Origin of the sequence: Janthinobacterium leeuwenhoeki, from assembly GCF_051380795.1 — a bacterium.
Classification (GTDB): domain Bacteria; phylum Pseudomonadota; class Gammaproteobacteria; order Burkholderiales; family Burkholderiaceae_D; genus Janthinobacterium.
On sequence record NZ_JBNYXT010000001.1, the window covers coordinates 254,792 to 274,883 of the forward strand.

The following is a 20,092-nucleotide window of genomic DNA, read 5'->3' on the forward strand; positions in this document are numbered from 1 at the left end:
CGCTCGCTACGGCACTGTCAGGCTTAAAACCGTTTCGATTACTTGTCCAGCGCCTTCAAGACCTTGTCGGTAATGTCGATGCGCGGGCTGGCCCACAGGGCTTCCTGCAGCACGATGTCATATCCTTCGATATGCGCCATCTGCTGGATGATGGTGTTGGCTTTTTCCGCGATGGCGCTGCGCTCTTCGTTCGTGCGCTGGCTCAAGTCTTCGCGGAACTCGCGCTGGCGGCGCTGCAACTCCTTGTCCAGCTCAAAAAACTCCCGCTGACGCTTGGCGCGCTCCGCCTCGCTGAGGGTCGGCATGTCCTTTTCAAGGGCTTCGTTGGCGACCTTGAAGCGGCTGGCCAGTTCCTGCACGGCTTTTTCACGCGAGCGGAACTCTTCGGCCAGCTTGGCGCTGGCCAGCTTGGCCAGCCTCGATTCATTATAAATACGTTCGCTGCTGATCCAGGCGATCTTCGACTCCTGAGCCTGCGCCTGCACCGGCAACAGCGAACTCCAGCACAATGCGATCACGGCAAGGGTCTTGGGCAGGGTGGCGGATGCGGTGTTCATGATACTCCATGGTCAAAAGGTAAAAGCTGTCGCCCCGGTTCAGATGGCCGGTTAGAAACCGGTGCCCATCTGGAACTGGAAACGCTCCAGGCGGTCCGTCGGCTTGGCGTTCAGCGGCTTGGCATAGCTCAGCTTGAGCGGGCCCACCGGTGAAATCCAGCTGATGCCCAAGCCAGCAGAATAGCGCAATTGCGAGAGACGCATTTTTTCGCCTTCCTGGTAGACCTGGCCGCCGTCAAGGAAACCGAACCAGCGCAGGCTGCGGTCATTGCCCGAACCGGGGAATGGCATCTGCAGTTCCGCATTACCGATCAGGCGCGAAGCGCCGCCCAAGGCATCGTTGGTGCTCGGTTCGACCGCGCCCAGCGAGGAACTCAGGTAACCGCGCACCGAACCGATGCCGCCGCCGTAGAAGTTCTTGAAAACCGGATACACGTGATTGCCAATGCCGTGGCCGTAATCGATCTCGCCTTTCAGCGCCAGGGTCACCTTGCTGAACAGCGGACGGAAATACTGGTGCTCATAGATGGCACGGAAGTACTTCTGGTCGCCGATCAGGTCAGCCTCCAGGTTGACGCGCTGGTAGCGGCCGATCGATGGCGTCAGGGCGCTGTCGCGGCTGTCGCGCTGCCATGCCGCCGTCAGCGGGATGGAATTGGTGGTAGCCGAACCGATACCGTCGGACGGGCCGCCATTGTCGACCACGTACTGCTTGAAGCGGATCGGGCTGGTGATGTCGGTCTCGATGCGCGACCGCTCGGCGCCAATACCGAAGAAGACGGTGTCGACTTCCGAGAACGGCACGCCAAAACTCACGCGGCCACCGGTTTGCTTGATCTTGTAACTGCCGATGTTCAGCGCCGGCGGTTCCGTCGTACGCAGGTAGACTTCAAAGCTGCGCGAAATGCCATCGTCCGTGTAGTACGGATTGGTTTGCGAAAACGCAATCGTGCGGCTGTAGTGGCTGGTATTGAGTTCAATGCCGACAGTGTTGCCGCTACCGGCAAAGTTGGCCTGCGAAATCGATGCCGACAGGGTGAATTTTTCCGATTGCGAGAATGCGCCGCCAATCAGGAAGTTACCGGTTGGTTTTTCCACCACCTTCACGTTCACGTCGACCTGGTCGGTCGTGCCCTGCGCTTCCGGCGTGTCGATGGTCACGTCCTTGAAGTAGCCCAGGCGGTCGACACGGTCGCGCGACAGCTTGATCTTGTTGCTGTCGTACCAGGACGATTCGAACTGGCGGAATTCGCGGCGGATGACTTCATCGCGCGTGGTGGTGTTGCCGGCGATATTCATGTGGCGCACATACACGCGCTTGCCCGGATCGATGAAGAAAGTAAAACCGACTTCATGCTTTTCACGGTTGATTTCCGGATTCGCGTTGACGTTGGCAAAGGCATAGCCGAACGTGGCCAGGCGGTCCTGGATGCGCTTGTTCGTCGCCGTCAGGCGCGCGCCCGAATAGATCTCGCCTTCGCGCATCAGGTTCAGCGCTTTCAGCTCCTCTTCGCGGCCAAACATCTCGCCTTCGAACTTGGTGCCGGCGATCTTGTACTTCTCGCCTTCGGTGATATTGATCGTCAGGTAAATGTCTTTTTTATCGGGCGTGATCGACACTTGCGTCGAGTCGACCTGCATCTCGATATAGCCGCGGTCCAGGTAGTAGGACTTGAGCGACTCGATGTCGCCCGTCAGCTTGGTTTTCGAATATTGGTCGGCCTTGGTGTACCAGCTGAACCAGCCGCCCGTATTCAGGGCCAGCTGCTCGCGCAATTCCTTGTCCGTAAAGGCCTTGTTGCCGACGATGTTGATCTGCTTGATGCGGGCCACGTCGCCCTCGTCGACGGCGAACACCACGTTGACGCGGTTGCGCTCGATCGGCGTGACGGTGGTGGTGATTTTCACGCCGTACAGGCCATGCGACAGGTACTGGCGCTTGAGTTCCTGTTCCGCGCGGTCGACGGATGCTTTGTCGAAAATCTTGGCTTCACCGACGCCGATTTCCTTCAATGCCTTGACCAGCACATCCTTTTCAAATTCTTTGGTACCCGTAAATTCCACGCTTGCGATGGCCGGACGTTCCTCGACCAGCACCACCAGCACGTCGCCATCGGCTTCCAGGCGCACATCCTTGAACATGCCCGTCGCATACAAGGCCTTGATGGCAGCGATACTCTTCTCGTCGGAGAACGTCTCGCCAACCCGCACGGGCAGGTAGGCAAAGACGGTGCCCGCTTCGGTACGCTGGATCCCTTCGACCCGGATGTCCTTGACAGTAAATGGCTGGACGGCCAGCGCATGGCCGGAACAGAAAGCCATGACGGCGGCGCCGATCAGGCTGCGGCGAAAGGAAGGCAAGGCAAAACGAGCAGAATGTAATTTCATTGGGGTTATTCAATGGGTAAATCAATGGACAACATACACAAAAGATTGCTTGTGCGACTCACGCAATGGCATCAACCACCGCCCTAGTTCAGCAATCGCAACACGTCATTAAAGACGGCAAGCACCATCAAGGTCAGCAACAAACCGATCCCCAGGCGCTGGGCAATCTCGCCTACGCGCTCCGGCAAGGGGCGTCCGGTCAAAACTTCCAGCGAATAATACAGCAAATGCCCGCCATCCAGAACAGGAATGGGTAGCAAATTCATCACGCCAAGACTGATACTGATGAAGGCAATGAAGCTGAGGTAGCTTACCAGGCCAATGCGCGCCGTCTGGCCCGCATAATCGGCGATGGTAATGGGCCCCGTCACATTCTTCAGCGAAACCTGGCCGGTGATCATTTTGCCCAGCATTTTCAGGCTCATGACACTCGTATCCCAGACCTTGGCGCAGGCCTTGCCGACGGCGGCGAACGGTCCGGATGCCACGGTGATCATATCTGGCACCTGCCCCAGCTTTGCCTGTATCTTACCAACTGTTACAGCTCTCTCTGCTCCGGCGCCCGGCACGGCTTCCGGCGTAATGGGCAGGGTCAAGTCCTTGCCCTGGCGCAAGAGTTGCAATTGCAAGGTCCGGCCCGGCGCCTGGCTCAGGGTGGCGATCACGGCCGCCACGTCGTGCACGGGCTGTTCGTCGATGGCCAGGATCTGGTCGTTTTTCTGCAAGCCGGCGCGCGCGGCGGCGCCACCGGGCATGATTTCCATCAGGGTCGGCGCAGAACGAGCCAGGGTCAGACCCAGTTTGCCCAGCACGTCGCCCTCCAGGTCCGTTTCCGTCAGGCTGGCCATTGGCAAGGTCGCTTCCTGCTGGCCACGGTCAGGCCGGCGCACTTCGATGCGGGCCGGCTGCTTGTCGAGGGTGACCTGGATCAGCTCCCAGCGCAGCTCGGACCAGCTGGCCACGGCCTTGCCATTCACCGCTTCGACCGTATCGCCGCTGCGCAAGCCGGCCGTATAGGCGGCCGTCTGCTCGGCCACGGGACCAAGCTTGCTCGACGGCTCTTCGATGCCATGCATGAACAGGCCCGCGTACAGCACGATGGCGACGAGGAAATTGGCCAGCGGGCCGGCGGCCACGATGGCGATGCGGCGCCACACGCTCTGACGCGTGAATTCGCGGCGTAATTCGCTTTCCGGCAAGTCGCTGAGGTCTTGTGCGCGGCTGTCGAGCATGCTGACATAGCCGCCCAGCGGCAGCGCGGAAATCGCCCATTCCGTCTGGTCCTTGCCAAACTTGCGCGAATACACCACTTTTCCCATGCCAATCGAGAAACGCAGCACTTTCACGCCGCACCAGCGCGCCACCAGGTAGTGACCCAGCTCGTGCAGGGTAATCAGTGAACCGAGCGCGACGATAAAGGCCAGCAAGGTCGTGATCAGCGTCATGCGGCCAGCCTTTGGGCGATGTACGCGTGCGCGGCCGCCCTGGCCAGGCGGTCCTGCTCCATCACGGCTTCGATGCTGGAAGCGGCGCCGTGCGGCACCGTCTCGATCACGTGCGCGATGACGCGGTCGATCTGGCGAAAGCCGATCTGCTCGTCGAGGAAGGCTTGCACGGCCACTTCATTGGCCGCATTCAGCAGGGCCGGCGCCGTGCCGCCCGCGCGCAGGGCGTCGAAGGCCAGCGCCAGGCAAGGGAAACGGCGCAGATCGGGACGCTCGAACTGCAAGGTAGCCACTTGCGCCAGGTCCAGTTGCGCCACGCCGGAAGCGATGCGCTGTGGATACGCCAGCGCATGCGCGATTGGCGTGCGCATGTCTGGATTGCCCAACTGGGCCAGCACGGAGCCGTCGACATACGACACCATGGAATGGATCACGCTTTGCGGGTGGATCAGCACCTCGATCTGCTCGGCAGGCGCGCCGAACAGCCAGTGCGCTTCGATCACTTCCAGGCCCTTGTTCATCATGGTGGCCGAATCGACGGAAATCTTGCGTCCCATGGCCCAAGTAGGATGCTTGCAGGCCTGGTCCGGCGTGACCGTGTCGAGCGTCTCGACGTCGCGCGTGAGGAAGGGGCCGCCTGACGCCGTCAGCACGATTTTCGCCACGCCCGCAGCGCCAGGCGCGCGGCCATGGGCGTGCGGCATGCACTGGAAGATGGCATTGTGCTCACTGTCGATCGGCAGCAGCACGGCGCCGTTATCGTGCACGGCATCGATGAACAACTGGCCGGACATGACCAGGGCCTCTTTATTGGCCAGCAATACTTTCTTGCCAGCACGTGCCGCCGCCAAAGTGGGTGCCAGGCCGGCCGCGCCGACGATGGCCGCCATCACGCCCGTCACTTGCGGCGCGCTGGCGATGGCGCACAAGGCTTCCACGCCGTACTCGACTTGCGTCTCAACGCCCTGCCCGCGCAGCAAACGCGTCAGTTCAAGAGCGGCTTCAGCAGTGCCGACGACAGCGCGCTGCGGACGGAACTTCAGACACTGAGCGGCCAGTTCGGCCACACGGCTGTGCGCGCTCAGCGCATACACGCTGTATTGCTCGGGATGACGTGCGAGCACGTCCAGGGTGGACACGCCGATTGAGCCGGTCGCGCCAAGGATGGTGATGTATTGCATGAGTTTCCTTAAAGCCAGCTGGCCACGAGGGCGGCAAATGGCAGGACCGGGATCAAGGCGTCGATACGGTCGAGTACGCCGCCATGGCCAGGCAGCAGCTTGCTGCTGTCCTTGATGCCGGCGCGGCGCTTCAATTGGGATTCGAACAGGTCGCCGACGATGCTGGCGGCGACGACCAGCAACAGCACCAGCAAGGCTAGCAGCCAGCCGCGGCGCAATTGCAGCTGCACGGCGAAGGTGTCTTGCAAGACCGGCAGCGATGGCGCGGCCACGATGGTGATGGCGGCAATGACCAGCACGGCGATGCCGCCGCCGATGGCGCCTTCCCAAGATTTACCTGGGGAAATACTTGGCGCCAGCTTGCGCTTGCCGAAAGCCTTGCCCGAGAAATAGGCGCCGATATCGGCGATCCACACCAGCGCCATGACGGACAGCAGGTACAAGGGGCTATGCAGGAACAGGGCGATGATGGCGACGAAGCAGCCGACGATGGTCACCGGATACACCAGGCTGAGCAAGGTATTGCCCAGGCCTTCGGTGGGCGGCAAGCCCGTCGCCAGCGAGGGCACGAAGCGGATCAGCCAGATGGCAACGCACAGGGCGAACCAGAAATTGAGCTGCGCCATGCCGTTACCGACAAAGAACGTATACGCGAAGGCGGCAGTCCAGACGGCGGCAATCACGAGCGCATGGCGATTTTTGAAAATGCGGAAGCTTTCCCAGACGGCGGCCCCGAAGAACGCCGTGGCAATCACGGCGAAGGCGGGGAAATAATTCAGATACAGAACCGGCAGCAAGACCGCCAAGAGGACCAGGGCGGTGATTATCCGTGTTTTCAGCATCAGTTTGTCTTTTCAGTTAATTGCGCGCTGGTACGGCCAAAGCGCCGTTCGCGCTGCTGGTAAGACGCGATTGCCGCGTCGAGGCACTCGGCATTGAAGTCGGGCCAGAAAGTTTCGGTGAAAAACAACTCAGTGTACGCCAGTTGCCACAGGAGGAAATTGGAAATGCGCTGCTCGCCGCCCGTGCGGATGAACAGGTCGGGCTCGGGCGCGTAGGCCATGGCCAGGTGCGGCGCCAGCTGCTCCTCCGTAAAGGCATGCGCCAGGGCCTGGCCATTGGCTGCAGCCTCGGCCGTCATTTTATTGACTGCCTGCATGATGTCCCAGCGCCCGCCGTAGTTGGCGCAGATGGACACCGTCAGGCGTGTGTTGTTCGCCGTCTTGCGCTCCGCATTGGCGATCAGGGTTTGCAGCTCTCCGTTGAAGCGCGACAGGTCGCCCACCACTTTCAAGCAGATGTCGCTGGCATGCATCTTGACCACTTCACGTTCCAGCATGGTAACGAACAGGCGCATCAGCATCGACACCTCTTCTTCCGGGCGGCGCCAGTTTTCCGAACTGAAGGCAAACAGGGTCAGATATTCGACGCCCCGGTCGAGGCAAGTCTCGACGATACCGCGCACGGCGTCAGCGCCCTTGACGTGGCCAGCCACGCGGGGCAGGAAGCGCTTGGTTGCCCAGCGGCCATTGCCATCCATAATGATTGCCACATGGCGCGGCACCGTGCCCACCTCAGGTACTGCTGTTGTCGAACTCGAATAGATCATGAAAACACGAATACCAAAAATAAAAGATAGCTATTATGCGCCAAATAGCACTGCCCGGAAAAGCCATGCTTTCCCGGGCAGCGTCAGAGGACTGAAAACTAGACCGTCAGTACTTCTTTTTCTTTGTCGACCACCATCTTGTCGATGTCGGCAATAAACTTGTCCGTCAGTTTTTGCACTTCTTCCGACGAGCGGCGCTCATCGTCCTCGGAGCAGGCTTTTTCCTTGACCAGTTTCTTCAGCGACTCGTTCGCATCGCGGCGAATGTTACGCACGGCAATCTTCGCGTCTTCCGCTTCGGTCTTGACCAGCTTGACCATTTCCTTGCGGCGCTCTTCCGTCAGCGGCGGTGTCGGGACGCGGATCATGTCGCCCTGTGCCGATGGGTTCAAGCCCAGGTCGGCGTCGCGGATGGCTTTTTCAACGGTCGAGGCCATCTTCTTTTCGTACGGCTGCACACCGATGGTGCGCGCGTCGATCAGGGTCACGTTGGCGACCTGGGTCAGCGCCGTTGGCGAACCGTAGTAATCGACCATCACGTGGTCCAGGATGCCCGTATGGGCGCGGCCGGTACGCACTTTGGCCAGGTCGGCCCGCAGTGTTTCCAGCGACTTCGTCATGCGTTCCTGGGTGTTCTTTTTAACGTCAGCTAAGGACATTACTGTACTCCTTGTCTTGATAATAATGAATATTTCTACTTCGCTTGCGATGAAAACACTAGCTCAGTCGGGAGTGCCGAAAACCGTGCAGGGCAAGGCGCGGCGCCGAAGACAGTACTTAATGTACGGCGAGGCGCTGCAACGCAGCCATGGACGGTTTCTCGGTGCTCCTTATTTCTATACGTGCACCAGAGTGCCTTCATCTTCGCCCATGATCACACGCATGAGGGCGCCTGGTTTCGTGATCGAAAACACCTTGATCGGCAGTTTCTGGTCGCGGCACAGGGCGAATGCGGTGGCGTCCATCACTTGCAGGTGCTTGGCGATGGCGTCGTCGAACGTAATCGTGTGGAACAGTGTGGCGTTCGGATCCTTCTTCGGATCGGCCGTGTAGACGCCGTCGACCTTGGTGGCCTTCAGGACGATCTCGGCGCTGATCTCGGAACCGCGCAGGGCGGCTGCCGTGTCGGTGGTGAAGAACGGATTGCCGGTGCCGGCGGCGAAGACCACCACTTTACCTTCTTCCAGATATTGCAGGGCTTTCGGGCGGACGTACGGCTCGACAACTTGTTCGATGCCGATGGCCGACATGACGCGTGCGGTAATGCCGACGTGGCGCATGGCATCGGCCAGGGCCAGGGCGTTCATCACCGTGGCAAGCATGCCCATGTAGTCGGCGGTGGCACGGTCCATGCCTTGCGCGCCAGGCGCGACGCCGCGGAAGATGTTGCCGCCGCCAATCACGATTGCCAGTTCCACACCCAACTTCGCCACCTCGGCCACATCGGCCACCATGCGCTCGATCGTGGCGCGGTTGATGCCGTAGGGATCATCCCCCATCAGGGCTTCGCCGGACAACTTGAGGAGGACGCGCTTGTAGGCTGGTTTTGACATGAGCTGGGGCTCCATAAATGAGGTTATTCGAGTATGACATGGCGCAGCGCCTTGCAGCGCCGGATAGGCGCGCGGGGCTGCCCATGCCGCCGCCCGGCACGACAGGTGCGGGCGGGCCAAAAAAACGGGCCTCTCGGCCCGCTTTACTTACGCTCCCTGGGAGGCAGCCATCTGTGCTGCGACTTCTGCTGCGAAGTCGTCTTGCTTCTTCTCGATGCCCTCGCCCACTACGTACATGGCGAAACCTTTGACGCTGGTGTTCGCCGCCTTCAGCATTTGCTCAACCGACAGCTTGTCGTTTTTCACGAAAGCCTGGTTCAGCAGGGACACTTCTTTCAGGAACTTCTGTACGGAACCTTCCAGGCGCTTGGCCAGGATTTCTGGCGATTGCGCTGGTTTGCCTTCGGCGGCCGCTTTGGCTGCGTCTTCTTCGGCTTTCAGTTGGGCAACCGAACGCTCTTTTTCGATCAGTTCCGCAGGAACTTCGTTCGACGACAGCGACACTGGCTTCATGGCAGCGATGTGCATGGCCACGTCTTTGCCCACTTGCTCATCGGCGCCGTCGAATTCGACGATCACGCCAATGCGCGCACCGTGCAGGTACGACGCCAGCTTGGCGCTGGTTTCGAAACGCTGGAAGCGGCGGATGGTCATGTTTTCGCCGATTTTGCCGATCAGGGCAGCGCGCACTTCGTCCAGGGTCTTGCCATCGAGTGGCAGGGCCAGCAGGGCAGCTACGTCAGCCGGGTTGTGTTCTGCTACCAGACGGGCAGCGTTGTTGGCCAGTGCCAGGAAATCGTCGTTTTTCGCAACGAAGTCGGTTTCCGAGTTCACTTCGACCAGGGCGCCTACGCCATTGGCGATGTAGGTTGCCACGACGCCTTCAGCGGTGATGCGTGCCGATGCTTTCGATGCCTTGCCGCCCAGTTTGACGCGCAGGATCTCTTCCGCACGCGCCATGTCGCCATCGGCTTCGGTCAGTGCTTTTTTGCATTCCATCATTGGTGCGTCGGTCTTGCCGCGCAATTCGCCTACCATCGCTGCTGTAATCGCTGCCATGTGTTTCTCCTGATTCGGTGAGTCGACAGTCGCGGCCGGGCATGCATGCCTCGCCAGCGGTCACTATCGTTTTTTTGTTAAAAAAAAGGGGGAGCTGCTGCCACCCCTTTTCCCTTACTGCTGTGCTTACAAACGGCTATCTTGCGATAGCCTGGCCATTAAGCCTGTTCGTTTACTTCGACGAATTCGTCGCCAGCGGCTGCTTTAACCATTTCAACAACTTCGTTACCGGCAGCTGCACGGCCTTCGATGATTGCATCAGCAACACCGCGAGCGTACAACATGATGGCTTTCGAGGAGTCATCGTTACCTGGGATCACGAAGTTCACGCCTTCTGGGGAGTGGTTGGTATCGACAACGCCGATGACCGGGATACCCAGTTTAGCTGCTTCGGTGATCGCACCTTTGTGGTAGCCGACGTCCACAACGAAGATTGCATCAGGAATGCCGCCCATGTCCTTGATGCCGCCGATCGATTTTTGCAGCTTGATCATTTCGCGGGAGAACATCAGCGCTTCTTTTTTCGACAGCTTCTCGATCGAACCGTCTTCAACCATGACTTCCATGTCTTTCAGACGCTTGATCGAGGTTTTGATCGTTTTGAAGTTGGTCAGCATGCCGCCCAACCAACGTTGATCAACGAAAGGCACGCCAGCGCGTTGTGCTTCAGCAGCGATGATTTCGCGAGCTTGACGCTTGGTGCCAACCATCAGGATGGTGCCACGGTTTGCAGCCAGTTGACGCACGTGCTTCATTGCGTCCTGGTACATCGCCATGGTTTTTTCCAGGTTGATGATGTGGATCTTGTTGCGATGGCCGAAGATGAACGGTGCCATTTTTGGATTCCAAAAACGGGTTTGGTGACCAAAGTGGACACCGGCTTCCAGCATTTCGCGCATTGTTACGGACATTATTAACTCCAGGGTTGGGTCTGGAATCCGATCAGTCACCATACAGGCACCCTTGTCGACCGGATTCGCGTGTTTATATAAATTAAAGACACTGTTTTACTACATTGCTTAAAAGAGAATTCAAGCAACCCGGGATTCTACACCGAAATGCCCATTCCATCAAGTCCACGACGCAAATCGCGCGCGCAGCGATGGCAGACGTTGCACCACAGTGGTGCAACGCGTATCCGCCATGGCTTTTCCCGCAAAAATCGCCTGCCAGCCATAGGATGGAGGCGGCGGATACAGGGCGCCTCGTTTATAATTTCGACATATTTGCAGACTTTTCCCCGTATAACAGGACACGTCTGTGCTTTTCACCTGAATTCTTGCAGATTGCGAATTACACCATGTCTACCATCCGTATCAATTCCGCCGCCGACATCGAAGGCATGCGCGTTGCCGGCAAGCTCGGCGCCGAAGTACTCGACTACATCACCCCCTTCGTCAAGGTCGGCGTCACGACCGGCGAACTGGATCGTCTGTGCCACGAATACATGGTCAACGTGCAAGGCACCATCCCTGCTCCGCTGAACTATTGCCCGCCCGGCTACACGCCGTATCCGAAGGCCATCTGCACCTCCGTCAACGACGTCATCTGCCACGGCATTCCCGGCGACAAGGTGCTCAAGAGCGGCGACTCCGTCAACCTCGACATCACCGTCATCAAGGATGGCTACCACGGCGACAACAGCCGCATGTTCCTCGTCGGAACGCCGACCATCCTGGCCAAGCGCCTGTCGGAAATCACCTATGAATGCATGTGGCTGGGCATAGCCCAGATCAAGCCGGGCGCCCACCTGGGCGATATTGGCCACGCCATCCAGCAGCACGCTGAAAAGGCCGGCTACAGCGTGGTGCGCGAATTCTGCGGCCACGGCATCGGCAAGGTCTTCCATGAAGAGCCGCAAGTGCTGCATTACGGCAAACCTGGCACCCTGGAGCGCCTGGAAGCGGGCATGATTTTCACCGTCGAACCGATGATCAACTCGGGCCGCCGCGAAATCCGCGAAATGAACGATGGCTGGACCATCAAAACCAAGGACCGCAGCCTGTCGGCGCAATGGGAACACACGGTGCTGGTCACGGAAACGGGCTATGAAGTGCTGACCGTCTCGCCCGGCATGCCGCCGCCACCGGCGTTGATCCTGAACAAAGCCTGATTCTCCATCCCACGCACCGCCACCCAGGGCCCAGATGAAAAAGCAAGTTCGGGAACAGCTGAAACAGCAACTGAAAGCCGACCGCCAGGTCGTCATTGCAGCTTTCCAGGCCGACGGCAAGCCGGAAAAACTGCTGCGCAGCCTGCGCCACAGCGTCGACGGCGTGCTGGCGCGTGCCTGGCAAGAGGCGGGCTTGCCGCCCGGCACTGCCCTGGTGGGCGTGGGCGGCTATGGCCGCGGCGAACTGTTTCCGTATTCCGACGTTGACCTGCTGATCCTGCTGCAACAGGCGCCGGATGCGGCCGCGCAGGAAAAACTCGAGGAACTGGTGCAACTGCTGTGGGACCTGGGCCTGGAAATCGGCCACAGCATCCGCACGGTCGAGGAATGCATGGTCGAATCGAAGGCCGACATCACCGTGCAAACGAGCTTGCTCGAAGCGCGTCTCGTGTGCGGCAACGCGGACCTGTTCGCGCAATTGCAGCAGCGCTATGACGCGGCCATGGATCCGCAGGCGTTTTTCCAGGCAAAAACGGCGGAAATGCGCCAGAGACACGCCAAATACGAAGACACGGCCTTCAGCCTGGAACCGAATTGCAAGGAAAGCCCGGGCGGCTTGCGCGACTTGCAGGTCATCCTGTGGGTGGCCAAGGCGGCCGGCCTGGCGAACTCGTGGCGCACGCTGGCCACGGGCGGCCTGATCACCCTGACGGAAGCACGCCAGCTGATGGAAAAGGAACGCGCCTTCAAGGACATCCGCGTGCGCCTGCACCTGCATGCGGGACGGCGCGAAGACCGCCTGGTGTTCGACGTGCAGACAGCGATTGCCGAATCGCTGGGCTTGCAAGCGACGGGCAGCGGGCCGCACATGCGCCGCGCCAGCGAATTCCTCATGCAGCGTTACTACTGGGCCGCCAAGACGGTGACCCAGCTCAACACGATTCTGCTGCAAAACATCGAAGCGCGGTTGTTTCCGCAAGACGACGTGGCCGTGCCCATCAACGAACGCTTCAATGAAGTCAACAGCCTGATCGACATCAGCGCCGACGATACGTTCGAGCAATATCCGTCGGCTATGCTGGAAATTTTTGTCCTGATGACGGAGCGCCCGGCCCTGAAAGGCATGACCTCGCGCGCCACGCGGGCCCTGTGGCACGCGCGCTTCAAGATCGACGCCCCCTTCCGCCAGGATCCTGTCAACCGCGCCCTCTTCCTGCGCGTCATGAAAGCACCCGTGGGCATCATCCATGCGCTGCGGCGCATGAACGAGATGAGTATCCTGGGGCGCTACCTGCCCAATTTCCGCCGCATCGTGGGCCAGATGCAGCACGACCTGTTCCACGTGTACACGGTCGACCAGCACATTTTGATGGTGGTGCGCAACATGCGCCGCTTCACCATGAGCGAACACGCGCACGAATACCCGTTCTGCAGCCAACTGATGGCCGATTTCTCGCAGTCGTGGCTGCTGTACGTGGCGGCCCTGTTCCACGACATCGCCAAGGGCCGCGGCGGCGACCACTCGAAGCTGGGCGTGGCCGACGCCACCCAGTTCTGCCAGGATCACGGCCTGTCGCAAGAAGACACGGAACTGGTGGCATTCCTGGTGGAAAATCATCTGACCATGTCGCAAGTGGCGCAAAAGCAAGACCTGTCCGACCCGGACGTCATCGCCGCCTTTGCGAAAGTGGTCAGGGACGAGCGCCACCTGACGGGCCTGTACCTGCTGACGGTGGCCGATATCCGCGGCACCAGCCCGAAAGTGTGGAATGCCTGGAAGGGCAAGCTGCTGGAAGACCTGTACAAGATCACCTTGCGCGTGCTGGGCGGCGAGCCGCATACGGCCGACCGCGAGCTGAAAAACCGCCAGCAGGAGGCGCTGGCCACCCTGCGCCTGTACGGCTTGCCGCCGGATGCCCATCTGAAACTGTGGCAGCAGCTGGACGTGGCGTATTTCCTGCGCCACGACGCCTCCGACATCGCCTGGCAGACGCGCTCGCTATATGACAAGCTCGACAGTAAGTTGCCGGTGGTAAAATGCCGTCTGGCGCCCATCGGCGAAGGCTTGCAGGTGGCCGTGTACATTCCCGACCAGCCCGACCTGTTCGCGCGCATCTGCAGCTATTTCGACCGCAAGAACTTCAGCATTCTCGACGCCAAGATCCACACGACCAGGAATGGCTATGCGCTCGACACCTTCCTTGTCACCGAGCAAAACTTCGCCAAGAGCTACCGCGACATCATCAGCCTGATCGAGCATGAGCTGGGCGAGCTGCTGCAGTCGCAAACGCCACTGCCGCCGCCAGGCAAGGGACGCTTGTCGCGCCTGTCGCGCACCTTTCCCTTTCAGCCGACGGTGGATTTGCGGCCCGATGAAAAGGGCCAATACTATTTGCTGTCGGTGGCGGCCAACGACCGCACGGGCTTGCTGTACGCGATCGCCAACGTGCTGACCAAGTACCGCATCAACTTGCACACGGCCAAGATCATGACCCTGGGCGAGCGGGTCGAAGACGTCTTCCTCGTCGACGGTCCCGCGCTCAACAATGCCCGCAACCAGATATTGCTGGAAACCGATTTACTCGATGCGTTGAAAGTATAGACTTTCCGCGCAGCGCCTACCCTTACTGAAACTGAAACAACATGACCGAAGAATTATTACGCTTGTCCAAACGCATGTCCGAACTGGGCCTGTCCTCGCGCCGCGAAGCCGATGAGTGGATCGCGCGCGGCTGGGTCCGCGTCGACGGCAAGGTGGTATCCGAGCTGGGCAGCAAAGTCTATCCCAGCCAGAAAGTCACCGTGGAACGCCAGGCGGCTGCAGAGCAATCGAAGCGGGTCACCGTGCTGATCAACAAACCCGTCGGCTATGTCAGCGGCCAGGCCGAAGACGGCTACACGCCAGCCGTGGCCCTGATCAAGGCGGAAAACCGCTGGGCGGAAGACCGCAGCCCGGAACAGTTCCATCCGACACAGCTGCGCAGCCTGGTGGCGGCCGGCCGCCTGGACATCGATTCCGTCGGCCTGCTGGTCTTGACGCAAGACGGCCGCGTGGCCAAGCAGCTGATCGGCCACGATACCGATATCGACAAGGAATACCTGGTGCGCGTGAGCTACAGCAAGGGCGGCACCCTGCCCGACAGCGAGCTGAAAAAGCTCAACCACGGCCTGTGGCTTGACGGCAAGGCTTTGCTGCCGGCCAAGGTGCGCTGGCAAAACGAAGACCAGCTGAGCTTTACCCTGCGCGAAGGCAAGAAACGCCAGATCCGCCGCATGTGCGAAGCCGTTGGCCTGAAAGTGCTGGGATTGAAACGCGTGCGCATCGGCAAGGTCAAGCTGGGCGACTTGCCGACGGGCCAATGGCGTTACCTGAGCGCGGACGAACAGTTTTAAGCGGCGACGTCAAGGCGGCATGCCAAGCCAGGATACATAAGCAACAGGAATAAAGTGATATAAAAACAATTATTGTAATTTACTTAGTAAATATTGCTTTAAACCTATACACTATTCCCCATTAGAACAAAAGAGATACGCTGTCGTGAACGATCCCATCCCTAATCCCCTGCGCAAAGGCGCGCCCAGCCTGGCCGACGTGGCCGAGCCGATGGCGCCAGGCACCAAGCCGCACCATATGAGCGATCCGTGGGATATCGGCGAAACCCTGTGCAGCCTGGCTGACAATGGCGACGCCATTTCCATCTATCCGACGGACGGCGAAGACGTCATCATGGCGCGCATTTTGTCCGTCGACGACGACTTGCCGCAATTCGTGCTGGAACTCAATGAAGGCGCTACCCTGCCGCCTGGTGGCGCCACGTTTGTGTCGTGGGTGCAAAGCGCCAAGCTGCAATTTACCATCAATGGCGAATGGCAGGCGTATCCCGAGCGGCCGAACGTCTACCTGACCAACTTCCCCAGCCATTGCCTGGTGCTGGAACGGCGCGAATCGACGCGCCTGGAAACACCGCTGGGCGTGTACTACCTGGCCGCCTTCGTGCTCGAGGGTCGTCCATATGAATTGCAGCTGTATGATTTCTCGGCCGGCGGCATCGGCATGCGCGCCCATCCGCGCGACACGGTCGGCCTGTATGTGGGCCGCAAGCTGTCGCGCGTGCGCCTGGAACTGGGGCCAGACAAAGTCATGATCGCCGACCTGGAAATCCGCCTGTCGCGCACCTTCCGCTCCTTCCTGCTGGGCGAGCAAGTGCAGATCGGTTGCCGCTTCCTGAACCTGACGGATGCCATGCAGGATGAATTGAAAATGCTGCTGGATAACCTGGGCAGCAGCCGCAAGGTGCGCTGAGACTGGGGTCAGACCCTCAACACCGCTAACACAAAGCTCTGCGCTAACGCATCCGGGGGTCTGCCCCCGGATGTCGGCTGCCTAGTCGTCGTCGTTCGGATCGAGATCGGGGAACATGACCTCGGTATAGCCGAACTGCGTGAAGTCGACGATACGCATCGGATACAGGATGCCGTGCAAGTGATCCACCTCATGCTGCACCACGCGGGCATGGAAGCCGTCGCAGTCGCGGCTGATGGGCTGGCCGAACTGGTCCACGCCTTCATAGTGCAGCTCGCTCCAGCGCGGCACGCTGCCGCGCAAGCCGGGCACGGACAGGCAACCTTCGAAGCCCTCTTCCTTGCGTTCAGACAAAGGCGTCAGCACAGGGTTGATGAGCACTGTTTCCGGCACTTGCGGCGCGTCGGGGTAGCGCAAATTCTGCTTGAAGCCGTAGATCACCACCTGCAGATTGACGCCGATCTGCGGCGCCGCCAGGCCCGCGCCATTGGCCGCATGCATGGTGTCGAACATGTCGGCGATCAAGGCCTGCAGTTCGGGCGTATCGAATTCACGTACGGGCTCGGCCATGCGTAACAGGCGCGGATCGCCCATCTTGAGGATTTCACGTACGGTCATTTCGTGTCCAGTGCCGATTGCAGTTCTTGCAGATAAGTGCGGAAGGCTGCCCCCGTTTCCGGATGTTTCATGCCCATCGCCGTCGTTGCCTTCAGATAACCAAGCTTGGAGCCGCAGTCATAACGCTGCCCCTGGTAGCGATAAGCCAGCACTCGCTCTTCGCGCATCAGGGCGGCGATGCCGTCCGTCAATTGAATTTCGCCGCCAGCGCCCGCGCCGATATTTGCCAGATGGTTAAAGATGCGGCTGGTCAACACATAACGGCCCACCACGGCGAGGGTCGATGGCGCCTCTTCGGGCGCAGGTTTTTCCACGATGGCAGAAACCAGCTCCAGGTCGGGCTGATAATTCTTTGCCGACACGATACCGTACTGCTTGGTTTCTGCGCGCGGCACATCCTGCACCGCCAGCAGCGAGCAATTCTCGTACTGGAAGACATCAGTCATCTGCGCCAGCACGGGGCGCGCGCCCTCTTCCACATCCATGAAATCGTCGGCCAGCAAGACGGCAAACGGCTCGTCGCCGATCACGGGACGGGCGCACAGCACGGCATGCCCCAGGCCCAGTGGCGCAGACTGGCGTATGTAAATGCAGTTGATGTGCTTGGGAATGACGTTTTGCACCATCTCGAGCAACTGGCGCTTGCCGGCCGCTTCCAGTTCCGACTCCAGCTCGTAAGCCGTATCGAAATGGTCTTCGATGGCGCGCTTGTTGCGCCCCGTGATGAAGATCATTTCCGTGATGCCGGCCGCCACGGCTTCTTCCACAGCATACTGGATCAATGGCTTGTCGACGATGGGCAACATTTCCTTCGGTTGCGCCTTGGTCGCAGGCAAGAAACGGCTGCCCAGGCCGGCGACGGGAAAGACTGCTTTTCTGATTTTTTTCATGGGTCTTCTATAATATTTTAATGATTAGTCTTGCGCGAGCAAGGCCAGCAAGCCTGCCTCATCGAGTATGGCGACGCCCAGTTCCTGCGCCTTGGCCAGCTTGCTGCCGGCGTCCGAGCCGGCGACGACATAGCCTGTCTTCTTCGATACAGAACCGCTGACCTTGCCACCGGCCGCCTCGATCAGCTCCGCAGCCTCGTCGCGGCTCATATTGGGCAACGTGCCCGTCAAGACGAAAGTCTTGCCGTCCAGCTTGCCGCCAGCGGCTGGCATTTCAGGCAATTGTGACAGTAATTCATTTCGCAAGGCGTCCAGTTGAGCAAGCAGCTTGAGATTACCCTCATCGGCCAGCCATTGCGCCAGCGCTTCGGCAACGGCGGCGGGCAAGCCCGCGTGGAAGCTGGCGCCTTGCGCGGCCAGGCTGGCCAGGGTCACGCCCCGCTCCACCAGCTGCTTGCTGCGCGGCTCCGTCAGCTTGGGGATACCGATGGCTGCCAGCAACGTGGTTTGTTCCAGTTGCGTGCGCAGCTTGGCGCTGGGCGCGTGTTCGCCCTGCGGCGTGACACCGGCGTCCAGCAAAGCCTGCAGCGCCTGCTGATTCTTTTCTTCGGCAAAGAAGTCGGCAATCGACTCGGCCACGGTGCCGCCGATATCGGGCAGCACGCGCAACAAGGCCGCCGGCGCACGGCGCACATAGTCCAGGCTACCCAGCCACTCGGCCAGCGTCTTGGCCGTCGATTCGCCCACGTGGCGGATGCCCAGCGCGAACAGGAAACGTTCGAGCGGCGGGCGTTTGCTCGCTTCTATGCCTACCAGCAAGTTTTCCGCCCATTTGGTGGGAATCTTGCCTTGTTGCACTGTTTCTGGCGTCGAGCCGTCGCGCTCGTCGGCGCGCAACTTCATTTCCAGCAGTTTTTCCAGGGTCAGGCCGTACAGGTCGGCCAAGCCATGCACGTATTCCAGTTCGACCAGGGTATCGATATAACGTTCCCCCAGGCCTTCGATATCCATCATGCGACGGCCCGCAAAATGGCGGAACGCTTCCTTGCGCTGCGCCGAGCAGAACAGGCCGCCCGAGCAGCGGGCAATCGCCTCGCCTTCTTCGCGCACCACGTGCGAGCCGCACACGGGACATGCTTCCAGCATCTTGAACGGCAGCGGTGCCGGTTCCGGCCGCTTTTCCAGCACCACGGACAGCACTTCGGGAATCACGTCGCCGGCGCGGCGCACGATAACGGTATCGCCCACGCGCACATCCTTGCGCAGTACCTCATCTTCATTGTGCAAGGTGGCATTGGTCACCGTCACGCCACCCACGGACACGGGCGCCAGGCGCGCCACGGGCGTCATGGCGCCTGTGCGTCCCACCTGGATATCGATGCCCAGCACCTGCGTCAACGCCTCTTCGGCGGGGAACTTGTGCGCCAGCGCAAACCGGGGGGCGCGTGAGACAAAACCCAGCTCCTGCTGGTCTTGCGTCGCATTCACCTTGTAGACCACGCCATCAATTTCATACGGCAAGACGGGGCGGCGCGCGCCGATATCGGCGTAGTATGCCAACAAGCCCTGCGCACCCTGCACCACACGGCGCTCCTTCGACACGGGGATGCCCAGGGTGTCGTACCAGTCCAGCAAGGCCGAATGCGACACCGGCATGGCGGCGCCCGCTAGGGTGCCGATGCCGTAGGCATAGAAACGCAGCTTGCGCTGCGCCGTGATGCGCGAATCGAGCTGGCGCAGGCTGCCCGCCGCCGCGTTGCGCGGGTTGGCGAATTCCTTCTGGCCCGCCTCGCGCTGGCGCTCATTCAAACGGGCAAAATCGGCCTTGAACATCATCACTTCGCCACGCACGTCGAGCACGGCGGGAATCTTGTCGCCATGCAGGCGCAAAGGGATGCCGGAAATGGTGCGGATATTCGCCGTCACGTCTTCCCCGGTGGCGCCGTCGCCGCGCGTGGCGGCCTGCACGAACATCCCATTTTCATAGCGCAGGTTGATGGCCAGGCCATCGAACTTCACTTCGGCCGCGTAGTCGACTTCTGCAGCGTCAAGGTCCAGGCCTTCGCGCACGCGGCGGTCGAAATTGACGATATCGTCATCGGAGAAACCATTATTCAGCGACAACATCGGCACCGTGTGCGTGACTTGCTCGAACTGCGGCAGCGGCGCCGCGCCCACGCGCAAGGTGGGCGAGTCTGGCGTGCGCAAGTGCGGATGGGCCGCCTCCAGCGTTTGCAGTTCGACAAACAGCTTGTCGTACTCGGCGTCGGGGATGGTGGGATTGTCGAGCACGTGGTAGGCGTGCAGATGCCGATTGAGTTCGGCAGTGAGTGCCAGGACGCGGGCGGCGTCCTGGTTGATCGGATCAGTCATTGT

General features: G+C 60.3%; 17 protein-coding genes. 4 read left to right on the plus strand and 13 right to left on the minus strand.

The window, feature by feature from the left end; translation table 11 throughout:
- Nucleotides 1–38 precede the first annotated feature (38 nt).
- The 10 genes from ACQ4WS_RS01040 to rpsB form a co-directional block, all read right to left on the minus strand.
- Complete coding sequence (locus tag ACQ4WS_RS01040) at nt 39–557, minus strand: OmpH/Skp family outer membrane protein (protein WP_051958405.1); 519 nt, start codon at nt 555–557, stop codon at nt 39–41.
- A gap of 51 nt (nt 558–608) precedes the next feature.
- Nucleotides 609–2,945: an outer membrane protein assembly factor BamA gene (gene bamA, locus ACQ4WS_RS01045; protein WP_436472858.1), complete on the minus strand. Its 2,337-nt coding sequence runs from the start codon at nt 2,943–2,945 to the stop codon at nt 609–611.
- Nucleotides 2,946–3,028: 83 nt separating this feature from the next.
- Complete coding sequence (gene rseP / locus ACQ4WS_RS01050; RefSeq protein WP_436472860.1) at nt 3,029–4,390, minus strand: RIP metalloprotease RseP; 1,362 nt, start codon at nt 4,388–4,390, stop codon at nt 3,029–3,031.
- Nucleotides 4,387–5,571: a 1-deoxy-D-xylulose-5-phosphate reductoisomerase gene (gene ispC / locus ACQ4WS_RS01055; RefSeq protein ID WP_436472862.1), complete on the minus strand. Its 1,185-nt coding sequence runs from the start codon at nt 5,569–5,571 to the stop codon at nt 4,387–4,389. The genes rseP and ispC overlap by 4 nt, the downstream gene beginning before the upstream one ends.
- Before the next feature lie 8 nt (nt 5,572–5,579).
- Nucleotides 5,580–6,413, minus strand: a complete 834-nt coding sequence (locus tag ACQ4WS_RS01060) for a phosphatidate cytidylyltransferase (protein ID WP_436472864.1) — start codon at nt 6,411–6,413, stop codon at nt 5,580–5,582.
- Nucleotides 6,413–7,180, minus strand: a complete 768-nt coding sequence (gene uppS / locus ACQ4WS_RS01065; RefSeq protein ID WP_436472866.1) for a polyprenyl diphosphate synthase — start codon at nt 7,178–7,180, stop codon at nt 6,413–6,415. The genes ACQ4WS_RS01060 and uppS overlap by 1 nt, the downstream gene beginning before the upstream one ends.
- A 98-nt stretch (nt 7,181–7,278) precedes the next feature.
- Nucleotides 7,279–7,839, minus strand: a complete 561-nt coding sequence (frr, locus tag ACQ4WS_RS01070) for a ribosome recycling factor (RefSeq protein ID WP_071077757.1) — start codon at nt 7,837–7,839, stop codon at nt 7,279–7,281.
- A 177-nt stretch (nt 7,840–8,016) separates the two neighbouring features.
- Nucleotides 8,017–8,733 carry a UMP kinase gene (gene pyrH, locus ACQ4WS_RS01075; protein ID WP_034752258.1) on the minus strand — a complete coding sequence of 239 codons (717 nt, stop codon included), beginning with the start codon at nt 8,731–8,733 and terminating at the stop codon, nt 8,017–8,019.
- Between the two features lie 147 nt (nt 8,734–8,880).
- Nucleotides 8,881–9,792, minus strand: coding sequence for a translation elongation factor Ts (tsf, locus tag ACQ4WS_RS01080; protein WP_436472868.1), 912 nt, complete (start codon nt 9,790–9,792; stop codon nt 8,881–8,883).
- Between the two features lie 158 nt (nt 9,793–9,950).
- Complete coding sequence (rpsB, locus tag ACQ4WS_RS01085; protein ID WP_071077760.1) at nt 9,951–10,703, minus strand: 30S ribosomal protein S2; 753 nt, start codon at nt 10,701–10,703, stop codon at nt 9,951–9,953.
- A 389-nt stretch (nt 10,704–11,092) separates the two neighbouring features.
- On the opposite strand from rpsB, the gene map reads away from it, so the two are divergent.
- The 4 genes from map (at nt 11,093) to ACQ4WS_RS01105 (ending at nt 16,208) form a co-directional block, all read left to right on the plus strand.
- Nucleotides 11,093–11,905, plus strand: a complete 813-nt coding sequence (map, locus tag ACQ4WS_RS01090) for a type I methionyl aminopeptidase (protein WP_131685990.1) — start codon at nt 11,093–11,095, stop codon at nt 11,903–11,905.
- 34 nt (nt 11,906–11,939) lie between these two features.
- On the plus strand, nt 11,940–14,507 hold the full coding sequence (locus ACQ4WS_RS01095) for a [protein-PII] uridylyltransferase (RefSeq protein ID WP_436472871.1): 2,568 nt from the start codon (nt 11,940–11,942) through the stop codon (nt 14,505–14,507).
- Between the two features lie 41 nt (nt 14,508–14,548).
- A complete protein-coding gene (locus tag ACQ4WS_RS01100; protein WP_436472873.1) occupies nt 14,549–15,298 on the plus strand; it encodes a pseudouridine synthase in 750 nt (249 codons plus the stop codon).
- A 145-nt stretch (nt 15,299–15,443) separates the two neighbouring features.
- On the plus strand, nt 15,444–16,208 hold the full coding sequence (locus tag ACQ4WS_RS01105; RefSeq protein ID WP_436472875.1) for a flagellar brake protein: 765 nt from the start codon (nt 15,444–15,446) through the stop codon (nt 16,206–16,208).
- Nucleotides 16,209–16,289: 81 nt separating this feature from the next.
- On the opposite strand, the gene def is transcribed toward ACQ4WS_RS01105, so the two are convergent.
- Genes def through ligA form a run of 3 tightly spaced genes read right to left on the minus strand, consistent with a single transcriptional unit; the run spans nt 16,290 to nt 20,089 of the window.
- Complete coding sequence (def, locus tag ACQ4WS_RS01110) at nt 16,290–16,826, minus strand: peptide deformylase (protein WP_436472877.1); 537 nt, start codon at nt 16,824–16,826, stop codon at nt 16,290–16,292.
- Nucleotides 16,823–17,716 carry a UTP--glucose-1-phosphate uridylyltransferase GalU gene (galU, locus tag ACQ4WS_RS01115; protein ID WP_436472879.1) on the minus strand — a complete coding sequence of 298 codons (894 nt, stop codon included), beginning with the start codon at nt 17,714–17,716 and terminating at the stop codon, nt 16,823–16,825. The genes def and galU overlap by 4 nt, the downstream gene beginning before the upstream one ends.
- Before the next feature lie 24 nt (nt 17,717–17,740).
- Nucleotides 17,741–20,089: an NAD-dependent DNA ligase LigA gene (gene ligA, locus ACQ4WS_RS01120; protein WP_436472881.1), complete on the minus strand. Its 2,349-nt coding sequence runs from the start codon at nt 20,087–20,089 to the stop codon at nt 17,741–17,743.
- Between the last annotated feature and the right edge of the window lie 3 nt (nt 20,090–20,092).